General features: G+C 32.3%; 13 protein-coding genes and 1 other annotated feature. All 13 genes read right to left on the bottom strand.

The window, feature by feature from the left end; all coding sequences use genetic code 11:
• Positions 1–59 precede the first annotated feature (59 nt).
• Complete coding sequence (locus B5E48_RS08645; protein WP_087304780.1) at positions 60–1,136, bottom strand: lactonase family protein; 1,077 nt, start codon at positions 1,134–1,136, stop codon at positions 60–62.
• 47 nt (positions 1,137–1,183) lie between these two features.
• Entirely contained in the window at positions 1,184–1,456 is a 273-nt protein-coding gene (locus B5E48_RS08640) for a DUF1292 domain-containing protein (RefSeq protein WP_087243147.1), read from the bottom strand.
• A 2-nt stretch (positions 1,457–1,458) separates the two neighbouring features.
• On the bottom strand, positions 1,459–1,881 hold the full coding sequence (ruvX, locus tag B5E48_RS08635; protein WP_087243146.1) for a Holliday junction resolvase RuvX: 423 nt from the start codon (positions 1,879–1,881) through the stop codon (positions 1,459–1,461).
• Entirely contained in the window at positions 1,881–2,138 is a 258-nt protein-coding gene (locus B5E48_RS08630; RefSeq protein ID WP_087243145.1) for an IreB family regulatory phosphoprotein, read from the bottom strand. The genes ruvX and B5E48_RS08630 overlap by 1 nt, the downstream gene beginning before the upstream one ends.
• A 63-nt stretch (positions 2,139–2,201) precedes the next feature.
• A complete protein-coding gene (gene alaS / locus B5E48_RS08625) occupies positions 2,202–4,811 on the bottom strand; it encodes an alanine--tRNA ligase (RefSeq protein WP_087304779.1) in 2,610 nt (869 codons plus the stop codon).
• 35 nt (positions 4,812–4,846) lie between these two features.
• Positions 4,847–5,046, bottom strand: a binding site (T-box leader).
• A gap of 145 nt (positions 5,047–5,191) precedes the next feature.
• Positions 5,192–5,608, bottom strand: a complete 417-nt coding sequence (locus B5E48_RS08620) for a dihydrofolate reductase family protein (RefSeq protein WP_158097276.1) — start codon at positions 5,606–5,608, stop codon at positions 5,192–5,194.
• Positions 5,609–5,627: 19 nt separating this feature from the next.
• On the bottom strand, positions 5,628–6,572 hold the full coding sequence (locus B5E48_RS08615) for a Na/Pi cotransporter family protein (RefSeq protein WP_087304777.1): 945 nt from the start codon (positions 6,570–6,572) through the stop codon (positions 5,628–5,630).
• Between the two features lie 56 nt (positions 6,573–6,628).
• Positions 6,629–7,666, bottom strand: a complete 1,038-nt coding sequence (locus B5E48_RS08610) for an AI-2E family transporter (RefSeq protein ID WP_087304776.1) — start codon at positions 7,664–7,666, stop codon at positions 6,629–6,631.
• Positions 7,667–7,715: 49 nt separating this feature from the next.
• A complete protein-coding gene (locus B5E48_RS13615) occupies positions 7,716–7,853 on the bottom strand; it encodes a hypothetical protein (RefSeq protein ID WP_158093958.1) in 138 nt (45 codons plus the stop codon).
• Between the two features lie 42 nt (positions 7,854–7,895).
• Positions 7,896–10,088: an SF1B family DNA helicase RecD2 gene (gene recD2 / locus B5E48_RS08605; protein WP_087304775.1), complete on the bottom strand. Its 2,193-nt coding sequence runs from the start codon at positions 10,086–10,088 to the stop codon at positions 7,896–7,898.
• Positions 10,088–11,221 carry a tRNA 2-thiouridine(34) synthase MnmA gene (gene mnmA / locus B5E48_RS08600; protein WP_087304774.1) on the bottom strand — a complete coding sequence of 378 codons (1,134 nt, stop codon included), beginning with the start codon at positions 11,219–11,221 and terminating at the stop codon, positions 10,088–10,090. The genes recD2 and mnmA overlap by 1 nt, the downstream gene beginning before the upstream one ends.
• A 125-nt stretch (positions 11,222–11,346) precedes the next feature.
• Entirely contained in the window at positions 11,347–12,267 is a 921-nt protein-coding gene (locus B5E48_RS08595; protein ID WP_087243138.1) for an ROK family protein, read from the bottom strand.
• A 52-nt stretch (positions 12,268–12,319) separates the two neighbouring features.
• Positions 12,320–13,300 carry an RluA family pseudouridine synthase gene (locus B5E48_RS08590; RefSeq protein ID WP_087304773.1) on the bottom strand — a complete coding sequence of 327 codons (981 nt, stop codon included), beginning with the start codon at positions 13,298–13,300 and terminating at the stop codon, positions 12,320–12,322.
• Between the last annotated feature and the right edge of the window lie 363 nt (positions 13,301–13,663).

Here is a 13,663-nt window from a genome sequence, read left to right as displayed (position 1 = left end):
ATTTATCAACTTTCCTTCTTTTTTTATCATCATAGATAAAAAAAGAGCATAAAATGCTCTTATACACCTCTTCCTTCAATTAAGCAAACAGGCTCACTCACCATATAACTAAAATGTGTTTCAAAAAGAACACCTTTTGATTCACCACGTCTGACTTCAAACGATTCAATTGAACCACCTTTTTGAGAAGCCACAACAATATATTTATCAATCACAAGAATCATACTTACAGGTTTTTCATCTGTATCAGTGTTATCTACAGCTGTCAACATTCCTGTATCCAGATCCACTTCAAAAGTTGTCACAGAGTCATGTCCACAGTTTGATACAAATAAGTAATCACCTTTTTCATTAATGAGAATATCACCAGCAGTATTTTGACCAATATATTCATCTGTTGGGTAAGTCTTGACTGTCTGAACAAAAGTAAATACTCCATCTTCATAACGATAAACATGAATTTCACTTGTTAATTCACTTAGAACATATGCAAATTGTCCATCTGGTGAAAAAATAATTTTCTTTGGTCCTGAACCAGGTTTCACTTTAAATGTTAATTCATCATTACGCTGAAGTCTTCCTTTTTCACCAATATCATAAAGAACAATTTCATCTGTTCCTAAATCACAAACAACTATCCATTTTTGATCAGGTGTAGCATCAATAAAACAAGGATGGGCTTCATTTTGACGTTTCTCATCTACGCTACTTCCCTGATGTTTAATTGTTTGTACAACTTTGACAATTTTTTGTTTCAATATTGGAATCACAACAACTTCACTGTTATAGTAATCCACAGCATAGGCATATGTACGATCTTCATTAACATAACTGTCTACATATGTCTTTCCATGATCTGTTGATTTACCAGCTAAACCAAATTGTAGATCCATTGAAGCATATTGCCATAAACCACCATCAGTTGGTCTCCCTGTATTATTTTTATAACATACATAGATAAAACGTTCACGTTTAGAAATGGCTATTGGATTCGCTAATGATTTATAAAATTTCTTTTTTAAAATCTCACCATTATCAATATCTATATGAAAAACATAAATTCCTCTAGTTAAATCATTACCATAACTTCCTACAAAAATTGGCTTTACTTTTCGTTTCTTAAAAAACAATCCCATTTTTATCCTCCTTAATAAAGAAAGGTAACTTTCGTTACCTCCTGATACTAATCCATGTCTTGAGAGTTCTCATCTTCTTCATCTTCAACCATAAAACTATTGAAGACTTCTTCAATCATATCCCATTCATCAGGTGTTTCAATTGGATATAAATTCCCTTCATCATCATAAATAGATGAATAGACTTGAGCATCCTCATCATTTGCATCATAGTATAAAACATATTTTTTCCCTGTATCTTCACTATCAAAAGTAAAGAGTACATCAAATTCTAATTCATTACCGTCATCATCAATGACTTGTATTTTATTAACGTCCATGACTATCTCCTTTGACCATCTAAGTATCCTTGTAAAATTTGTACAGCTGCCATTTTATCAATAACTTTTTTTCTTTTTTTGCGTGAAACATCAGCAAAAATCAATTGATTCTGTGCCATAACAGTTGTTAATCTTTCATCAACCAAAACAACCTCGACATCCATCATCTTTTCCAGCCTCTGTTTAAAAGCCATTGAAATTTGTGCTCTTTCCCCTAAATCCCCATTCATATGTTTGGGTAAACCAAGCACAATTGTATGAATATGATGTTCTTCAACAATCTGTTGAATATGTTTGGCAGCATCCTTATAGTTATTTTCTTCAAAACGATAGGTTTCTACACCATGGGCAAGCATACCAAGAGCATCACTCATCGCAATGCCGCAAGTTCTCGAACCTAAATCTAATCCTAATATTTTTTCCACTATTTAGACTCCAAATAAAATTTAACAAGTTCTTCAATAATTTCATCACGATCAATCTGTTGAATAATTGAACGAGCCCCTTTATGACTTGAAATATATGCAGGATCATTAGAAATCAAGTATCCTGCAATTTGATGAACTGCATTATATCCTCTTTCATCTAAAGCATTAGCAACTGTCATTAAATGAGAATGGATAACTTCTCTTTTAATTTCTTCAGAATTAAATAGACGTGTTTGAGTAAAATCTTTTCCCATTTATACGACCTCCCATCTATATAATCTATATTACACTAAATCATTGCAAATTGCTAGTAAAACTTAGAATTGCGCTTTGATTTGTGAGATAGCTTCATCCATATGTGAGCAATCAGCACATCCTCCTTGAGCAAAGTCTGGTTTTCCACCACCACGACCAGCAGTCACCTGATTGATTGTCTTGATCATCTCTCCTGCTTTATATCCAGCTTGAACCATAGATTTTGTTAATCCTACAAAATAAGATATCTTACCTTCATATTCATTGACCATAATCACAAAACCATGCTGTAACTGATCACGAAGGTCAAAAGCCATTTGTTTAGCTAAAGCAACTTCTTTAGATTCTTGAACATATAAGAATTGTACACCGTTTAAATCAACAATATTTTTAGATTGTTCCTTTGCAGATAAAGCATTGATCTGATCTAAATATTGATCTCTTTCTTTTTTGATTTCATTAGTTTCTTCAATGAAATGTGTAACTTTTTCAATTGTTTCATTCTTATTTTTAATCTTTAATAAGTCTTGAACTTGATTTAAAAGTGTTTCACTATTTTTAAATGCCTGATAAGCCTGTAATGATGTAACAGCTTCAATACGTCTTACACCAGAACCTACACTTTCTTCACTGACAATTTTAAAGATTCCAATTTCAATACTATTAGAAACATGACATCCACCACATAATTCCTTAGAATAATCACCAACGCTGACAACACGCACTTCATCACCATATTTTTCATCAAATAAAGCCATAGCGCCTGATTGCATTGCATCATCTTTACTCATTAACTGAATATCAACATTCAATCCATTGAAGATTTGTTCGTTAACCTGATCTTCAACTTGTTGTAATTGTTCTAAAGTCATTTTTTGAGGATGAGTAAAGTCAAAACGTAATCTTTGATCATCTACATATGATCCAGCCTGTGAAACATGTTCTCCTAATACATTCTTTAAAGCTTTTTGTAAAAGATGTGTTGCTGTATGATTATGAGTAATAAATGCACGTTTTCTTGTATCAACATAAAGAGTTAATACATCTCCCACACGAATTTCACCTTTTTTAACGTTAACTATGTGTAAATGTTGTTGATGAGGTGCTTTATGAACATCTTTAACTTCAATTTCTGTAGAATCATTAGACATCATTCCTGTATCAGCACATTGTCCACCCATTTCAGCATAGAAAGTTGTCTGATCTAAAATGATTTCGCCTTGGCTATCAATCACATCACATTTCACACCCTCTTGGAATGTCGCAATGACTTTCGCCTGAATTGGTGTTGGATTATAAATGAATGTAGATGGGGCATCAAACGCCATTAAATCAGGTTTTTGTGATGACATAGATTCTAAATCACCACGAGCATTACGTGCACGTTCCTGTTGTGCTTTCATTTCTGCTTTGAAACCTTCTTCATCCACTTCAAAACCAGACTCTTCAGCAATTTCCACAGTTAATTCTAATGGGAAACCATATGTATCATATAATTTAAAAGCATCTTGACCATTTAATAAATGATTTTGGCTTTTTTGTAACATCTGATTTAATAGTTTTTCTCCATTAGATAATGTCTTATGAAAAGCTTCTTCTTCTTTTTTAACTAAACCACTCACATATTCTACTTTAGCAGGTAGATAATCATAGAAATCTTTCATGATATCCGCAACCACACCAACAAGTTCATACATAAATGAATGATCAATACCAATCTTTTTACCATAACGTACTGCACGTCTTAAAATTCTTCTTAACACATAACCACGTCCAGCATTATCAAATAATGCACCATCGCTTAATGCAAAAGTCACAGTACGAATATGATCGGCAATCACACGATAAGCCATTTTATTTTCTTGATATGGAACCTTTGCAAGCTTTTCAGTCGCATGGATAATTGGTAAGAATAAATCAGTATCAAAGTTTGTTTCTCCCTCTTGAATAATGCTGACTAATCTTTCTAATCCCATTCCTGTATCAATATTTTTTTGTGGTAATTCTTTATATTCTTTACGATCAATAGCTGGATTGCAGTCATATTGTGAAAAGACAACATTCCATACTTCAATGTAACGATCATTTTCCATTTCATCAAAGAATAATTTTTCTCCTAATCCTTCTGGATCATATTTTTCTCCACGATCATAGAAAATTTCTGAATCTGGTCCTCCTGGACCTTCACCAATTTCCCAGAAATTATCATCTGTTTTTAAAATATGACTTGGATCAACATGACAAACTTCTGTCCAGATACGATAAGCTTCTTCATCATCAGTATAAACGCTGATATAAAGTTTATCCTTATCAAAACCAATCCATTCAGGACTTGTTAAAAACTCCCATGCAAAAGGAATAGCTTCTGCCTTAAAGTAATCTCCAATTGAGAAGTTTCCTAACATTTCAAAGAAAGTATGGTGTCTTGCTGTTTTCCCAACATTTTCAATATCATTTGTACGAATTGATTTTTGTGCATTCGCAATACGATTACATGCTGGCTTTTCAGTTCCATCAAAATATTTTTTTAATGCTGCAACCCCTGCATTGATCCATAATAATGTTGGATCATTATGTGGGATTAATGATGCTCCTGGTTCAATCATATGTCCTTTTGATTTGAAAAAATCCAAAAACATTTGTCTAACCTGATTACCTGTTAATTGTTTCATGATTTTCCTCCTTTTAATAAAAAAAGTCATTCCTGAAAAGGAACGACTATCATCGCGGTACCATCCTCATTCATAATGAATACTCATTATGCTCTTTGATCGTTAACGCCGATTTACGTTGATGTTTGCATCACTCTTAGAAGGTAGCTTTCTTTACAAGTATCCAGGAATTTTCACCAGCCATTCCCTCTCTTCAAGATCACTTATAAATACTTTTCTTCTTCAACGATTTGACTTTGATATTATATCCAATTTATTATCAAAAATCAATACTTCTTCTGATATTCAATATCAACAATACCATTATAAACATAAGTTTTTATCAAAGATAATCTTTTTTCCTGATCAAAATCTTCAAATAAGCGTGTTCCTTTTCCAATTCATGTTGGAATCATAGAAATATGATATTCATCAATCATATTAGCCTGAATTAAAGGTGTAATCAATTGTTGACCACCACAAATCCAAATATCTTTTCCAGATTCCTGTTTTATTTTTTGAACTAATGAACAAATATCTTCAGATGTGAAAATGACATGATCTGATGATAACTGAGTCAAAGATGATAAAACATAAATCTTTAATCCTTGACGAATCCAATATTGGTTGATTTTCTCTTCTATCATACGAAAAGCTGTTTCACTCATAATGACACTATCAACATGTTTTAATAAATGATGATAACTTTCTGTTTTTTCATCTGTAGGATTGTCACCATGTAACCAATCTATACGTCCATGTTGATCGGTGATATATCCATCTAAACTCATTGCAATATACAAAATGACTTTTCTCACTATCATCCCTACTTTCTTTTTATTTTTTATGGTGATATGGGTAAATCCATTGAATAGTCTGAATCAGATAAGGTTCACATAGCAAGACAATGAATGTTGTCATCATATTATAAAATGTATGCATATTGGCTATTTGATGGAGGGGTGATAATGGTGTCCATCCTGCAATCCAATCAACGAGAGGAATCATCTGTGAGATAATTAAAAAACTGATAGCTCCTACAACATTAAAAAGAAAATGAAACAATGCTAGACGTTTTCCATTGCGTGATCCTTTTAAAGAAGCAAGAAAACCTGTTATACACGTTCCTAAATCAAAACCTAGAATCAGATAAACAGCCTGATGAAAAGAAATCAACTGTTTAGAAGCGAGAATTTGTAAAATACCAATAGATGCTGATGAACTTTGAATTAAAGCTGTAAACAACATACCGATACAAACACCCCATATTGGATTTTGAATATGCATTAAAACATTCACAAATGTGGATGAGTGTTGTAGGGGTAACATGGATTGAGCCATCATTTCAAGTCCCATAAATAATAGTCCTAAAGCCATCATCACTTGTCCACATAAATGCTTAATGCCATGACTTATCAGATATAAACATACGCCTACAAAGGCTAACAATGGCGCAAACATGCCAATATCTAAAGCAATCATCTGTCCTGTTATAGTTGTCCCAATATTAGCTCCCATCATAACCCAGATAGCTCTTTTCAATGACATAATATGAGCATTTAAAAATCCAATGAGAATAACACTCATAGCAGATGAACTTTGAATCAGGCATGTCAACAAAGTCCCTACACCAATAGCTTTCCACTTATGATTGGTCAGTTTTAATAAAAAGATTTCTAATCTTTCTCCCAGTCCTTCTGTTAATCCTTCTGATAACAGTTCCATGCCAAACAGAAATAATGCCAATCCTCCTAACAGTCCTAAATAATGAGAAATCGTCATGGCTTCACACCCCTTTATTATCATATATGATAACAAAGAAAAAATTTGTAAAATCTTTATCGGTTTTCATGCTGCATAATTCTCTTAATATCATCACCAATACGTAAATTCTTGAAAAGTTCTCCAATAAAAACGACATAAGACAATAATAGTGGCGAAAAAATCATACCAATCAGACCAAAAAAATCTCCAAAGAAAGTCAATGCTATTAAAAGAAGAATAGGATGTAAATGAATGCCTTTAGAAAATAAATAAGGTTGTAAATAAGAAGATTCTAAATATTGCAAAACCATAATCACAATAAGAGATGCATAACCAAGATGCTGGTCAATAAAGAATTCATAAATAACAACTGGTATGCCACCAATATAAGGTCCTACATAAGGAATGAGATTTGTAAGTGATAAAAATAATGCAATCCAAACTGCAAAATTCTGATTTATAAAAAAGAAAGGAATAAAGCACATCAAAAAGAAGAAGAAAAAATCTAAAATCATTGATTTCATAAACTGATATGTTGTGAGTTTTAATTTTTTTAATGTCTGCATACAGATACCTTGTTTTTCAAAAGGAAGATAGACAATGGCTTTTTCAATTAAATGAAGATTATCATAAGATAAATAAAATGAAATGCCTAATGCTATAAAAATATTTCCAACCCAGTAAATGACTGTCTGTGTCCAACCATTAAACATATCTATAAAATAATCAATGACCTGATATTCTTCTAAAAAACGAATAAAAGTAGAAAAAATAGGATTAACCATAATCTGACTATCACAGATACGATGATAAAAAATAAGACACTGATCTAATAAATAAGGGATTAAAAAATAACAGCTTAAAATAAAAAACAATGAAAAAGATAAATATAAGTGTGTTACAACAACTTTTCTAGAAAGGCGATCACTGGTAAAATAATCAATCAGGGGATCAATAAGAAAATGAAAAAACAATGCAATAATAACAGGAAAAATCAATTGAAAAATATAAATCAATAATGATCCTATACGAAATAAAGTATAAACATAATAAAGTAAAATAGCACAAATACAAAAAATGATGAGAGAACGTGCGATATTGTTTCTTTTCATTTCAACCTCCACGACAAGAAAAGGACTACAATGAGTCCTTTTGTACTTCTTAAAGTTGTTCCTTAATCGCTTTTTTGGCTTTATGAACAGTATGTTCGATGTTATCGGCACATGGCATATCACTCATCATAATCATTGCCGCAGCAACAATTCCTGCCGAGAAAAAAGCAACAGCTAATTTTGACATGATTATTCACTCCTTTAAAAGTACAATCTTAGTATGTCCTGATTATTCAAAATCATACAAAGAAATTTCAGGAGTTTCGTTCATTCTTGAAATCAATGTCGTTTTCCTTCGATCATCTTGTTCTCGACTAATTCCATATTGAAAAGCCTGATGATTTCCTAAAAACCATAAAGATTGTTTTGCTCGTGTTAATCCTGTATAAATCAGATTCTTTTTCAACATAATATAATAGTCTTTTAAAACAGGCATAATGACAATTTTAAATTCATTTCCCTGTGATTTATGTACACTCATGCAATAAGCATGTGTCAATGTATAAAATTCCTGTGGCGTATATTCAACAATAGTTCCATCAAAATCAACAATCATCATATCTGATAAATATTCAAAATTATCTTTATAACAGATTTCTACCAATGTTCCTATATCGCCATTAAAAACATTATCTTCAATACGATTTTTTAACTGTAAAATCTTATCGCCTTCTCTAAATAAACGTTTACCCACACGCAGTTCATTTTTAAATCCATCTTGAGGATTAAATAATTCCTGTAGACAATCATTTAAAGCATCAATACCAGCAACACCATTATACATTGGTGCTAAAACTTGTATATCATGCACATCATAGCCATCTTCTAATGCTTTTGTGACTAATACACGTACATACTTGACAACATCATAGGCGGCACATGTTTGAAAATGAATATCCTGATACTTTGAAAATAAAGTTTCATCATATTGATTATTGCGAATACTATGGGCTAATTGAACAATACCACTTTCTTTGGATTGACGATATATATGATGTAAAGCAATGGTTGGGATACGCTGACAACTGATGAGATCATTTAAAACACGACCAGGTGCCACAGATGGCAATTGCTGATCATCTCCAATCAAAAGAATTTGACTGACTTTTTGACAAGCTAACAAAAGATGTGAAAACAATAAAGAATCGACCATTGAAAACTCATCAATGATCAATAAATCCACATCTAATGGATTTTTCTCATTAATCGCAAAAGTATTTGTATGTAAATCCCATTTCAATAAACGATGAATGGTACAAGCTTCCACTCCTGTCACTTCAGTCAAACGTTTAGCTGCTCTACCAGTTGGTGCAACAACAGCTAATTTTTGATCAGGATTTAAACGCTGATAGATTTTAATCATAGCATTGACAATCGTTGTTTTTCCAGTTCCTGGCCCACCTGTAATAATCATGGCTGACTGTTTTAAAAAGAGTGTCATCGCTTCTTTTTGAAAATGATCATATTGAATAGATAACTCTGTTTCTAAATCTGCAATAATGGTATCAATTTCCTGCTGATCATATTCATACAAAGGCGCATGAAGCCATTTTTGAAAGATTTTTGATATTTGTATTTCACTTTGATATAAATCATAAGGATAATAACGATCATCTTCCTGAATAATTTTACGTTGTTCAAGAACATCCTGCAAAGCTGTTTCAAAACTTTCATCATAAATTTGAGGAATATAGCGATGAAATCTTTTCACGATAGCCTCAAAGTTATGATATGTACTTCCATCTTGAAAACAGGCTTCTTTTAACGCATAAACAATAGCTGCCTGAATACGATGATGATCATGTTGATCAACACCTATTTTCAATGCCAGATCATCTGCTGTTTTAAAACCAATTCCATCAATATCATCAATTAACTGATAAGGATTATTCTGTAAGATATCCAATGTTTTTTCCTGATAGACAGCTTGAATTAAAGCCAGATGACGTGTTGAAATACCATGCCCCATGAAAAACATCAAAACTTCCTGATCGAAATCCTGGGAATTTAACACACTCGCAATCGTTTCACGTTTGGTTTCATTCATACCACGAACATGATCTAAAACATGCTTATCTTCTTTAATCTTACTTAATGCATCTTGACCTAAAGCTTCCACAATAGCACTGGCCTGTTTTTCACCAATCCCTTTAAATAAAGAACTAGATAAATAGCGAATGATTTCACTTTCCTCATTCGCTAAAACAATCTCATAAGATTGAATCTGAAATTGTTTCCCATATTTAGGATGAATCACATAATTACCCTGAAAATGATATTTATCCTGTAGATTTACATAACTCATATAACCCGTTGCTAGAATTGGTTTATCTTCCTGTTCACTATCAATCAGACAGACAATAAACTTTGTATCCTCACTATAAAACCTAATACGTTTAATAATTCCCGTGTATTCTAACATTATAAGTATGTAATCTCCTTATCATCTTTATACACTTTATCAATCGTTCCTCCACCAAGACAGACATCACCCTGATAAAAGACTGCTTCCTGACCAGGCGTTACAGCTTTGACAGGTTGTTTGAATGTCACATAAAGTGTTGTTTCATCAACAAAACGAATCGAAACTTCATTATCTTTTTGACGATATCTAAATTTGGCTGTGCAATCATATTCTCCCGATGGTTTTTGACTACCAATCCAATTGACATCCGTAATTAAAGCACCTTCGCTCATTAACCATTGATTCTGATCACCTTGGCACACATATAAAATATTATCATCATACTTTTTACCCGCAACAAACCAGGCATCACCTGGACCACCAATACCTAAACCTTTACGTTGTCCAATTGTATAATACATAATGCCTTGATGTTCACCGACAACTTGACCAGTTTCAATATCTACCATCTTTCCAGCTTTGGCTGGAATATAATTTTTCAAGAACTCTCTAAAATCTCTTTCTCCAATAAAACAGATTCCTGTACTGTCTTTTTTATGAGCCACTGGCAAGTTTAAATCTTCTGCCAATTGTCTGACTTCTGGTTTGGTCATATTTCCAATTGGAAATAATGAAGACTGTAGTTGAGATTGATTTAACTGACATAAAAAATATGTCTGATCTTTATTAGAATCAATGCCTCTTAACATGATAGAATCTTGTCCATCATGATGTTCCACACGTGCATAATGTCCTGTCGCAATATAATCGGCCTCAATAGATTTGGCATAATCTAAAAAAGCTTTAAATTTAATATGTTTATTGCATAAAATATCAGGATTAGGCGTTCTCCCTTTAGCATATTCTTCTAAAAAATATGTAAAAACATGATCCCAATATTCCTTAATAAAATCAACACGTCTTAATTCTATTCCTAAATGCTCAGCGACTTTTTTTGCATCATTATAATCTTTTTCCTGTGGACAGATATCATCGTCATTTGTCGGATTTCCTAAAATATCATTATTTAATGATGAATCCCAGTTACGCATAAAAACGCCAATAACTTCATAACCTTGTTGCTTTAAAACATAAGCTGCAACTGCACTATCTACACCACCACTTAAACCTAATACAACTCTTTGTTTCATAGACGCCTCCTTCTTGCATATTCTATCATTTTCTTCAACAATTATAAAGTAAAAATAATGGAATACTCATATAAAAATAAAACTGATAAAGAGCATCTCACTCTATATCAGTTGTCATATTACCATTATTTTAATTTTGACATTGGAAGCATGGCTGCACCAATAGCACCACAATCTTCTAATTCTCTTTCTAAAATAGGGATATGTCCTCTCATACCAATATGAATTTTCGCATTGAATTGTTCAACAAGTTGATCATAGAAGTATTTTTTAGATTTCATAACCCCTCCACCTAATACAAAACAATGTGGATCAACAGTATGAGCAATATCTGCTAACATAGTAGCAAGTTCACTGACACATTCATCAACGATACCTTTTGCTTTGATATCACCTTCATCAGCTAATCTGAAAACATCTCCAGCATGATTGACACGATCTTCACCTAAGATTTCTTTTCCTTTACGTGTAATAGCTGTACCACTAGCTTCACCTTCTACAGCTCCAGGGTTTAAACCACCGAATTTATATCCGTTGTTTTTCACAATAATATTTCCAACTTCTCCAGCATGTCCTCTTCCACCAGAAACAAGTTGACCATTCACAACAAAAGCTCCACCAATTCCAGTTGAAATTGTCACATAATAACATGTTGGTTTTCCTTTACCAGCACCTAATAAAGCTTCTGCTAATCCAGCAACATTAGCATCATTATCAATAAATACAGGTAAGTTAAAACGACTTGAAAGCTTTTCACAAATAGGATAATTTTCAAATCCAGGTAAATTTGTTGCCATAATCATGACACCACGTTCAGTATCTACAGGTCCAGGAACACCAATTCCAATCCCCTGAACATTATTGATACCACCACAAATTGAATAATCTAAACTTTCAATTTGTCTTATAATTTTTGAACAAACATAATCTGGTCCATTTTCTCTTTCTGTTGCATCTTTGACTTCACTATATGATTGTCCATTTTCATCAACCAAAAGAGTACGTACGTTTGTTCCACCTAAATCAATCCCAATATAATATTTCATCTTAGTTCTCCTTCCTTGATTTATATTTATTATACAATAAAATCAACTGTTTTCATAGATTCTTTTCATGAAACAATGCATTTTTCAAAACTTCTAAGTTTTGTGGTAATGGACATGTTATGACATGATCCTGTAAGTATTTTAAAGAACCTATCGGTTTAACAAAACAGATGGAATAGGCATGTAAAAATTGATTTTGAAAATGATAAGTCTTTTTCAAATAACGATTCAATTCAAAATCTCCATATTTACTATCTCCAATCACTGGATGTCCAACACTTGATAAATGCAGACGAATCTGATGGGTTCTTCCTGTAATGATTTTAACTTTCAATAAAGAATATTTTTGATTAGATTTAATGTTTTCAACAAGCGTATGCATCTTTAAAGCCCCTTCAGTTGAAGGTGATACCATTCTTGCAAGTGAGCGATCACTATCTTTTTTCATATATCCAATCAACTCACCACTAGGCATATAGCCTTTACAGATTGTCAGATATGTCTTGTCAATGCAATGACGTTTTTTCATCATCTCATTTAAATCCTGCAAAGCACGCATCGTTTTTCCAAAAATGACAATGCCACTGGTATTGCGGTCGAGACGATGGACTGGTCCAGGAGTAAATCCTAATGTCTGTTGAGGATCATATTCTCCTTTTTGATGTAAATAAGTTAAAACCTGATTTGATAATGTATTGACATCTTCATGAATATCTTCATGAACCAGCAAGCCAGCTGGTTTATTGACAATCAATACATTGTCATCTTCATATAAAACATCAAAAGTCATTGGTAAATCAAAGATACTTTGAGGTTTTGTGAGCTCTAAAAAGCGATCTTCATATAAAAATAATTCTACCTGATCCCCTTTTTTTAAAATATAGTTTTCTTTCACCCTGACACCATTAACTTTCACATCTTTTTTTCTTAACATTTTATAAATCAGCTGTGGCGGTGCCTGACATAATAATTTCTTTAAATATTTATCTATTCTTTGGTTTTCATAATTTTCATCTATCATTAAAGTTTTCATTTCATCACCATTTTCATTCTATCAAAATTTCTTAAAAAGGTGAAATGAAAAACTAAATTCCACTTTGTATATTTAAATTCAACTCTTCTTGTGGGAGTTGAATTTCAAATTGCAAAGTGATTTTTTGTATTATAAAAATCACCTTCAGATATTGATTTTTGACACATCAGGTCTTAAAATGAACTTGTAAGAAGCAATTTGACTTGTTTTTGAGAGTATAGTAAAGCCAGGGTCAAATTTTCTGTTTTTTTTTGCAAAGCAAAATTCCACCCCTGATGGTCTTATTTATCTGTACATTATGGGTATCCCTGTGTTTTGTTTATGCTTTATCTTTGAGATAAGAGCGACTGAGTCAGATTGATC

This window comes from Massilimicrobiota sp. An105, from assembly GCF_002161155.1.
Taxonomy (GTDB): domain Bacteria; phylum Bacillota_I; class Bacilli_A; order Erysipelotrichales; family Coprobacillaceae; genus Allocoprobacillus; species Allocoprobacillus merdigallinarum.
The sequence above is the reverse complement of the archived record's forward strand: the minus strand, read 5'-3'. Positions and strand labels throughout refer to the sequence as shown.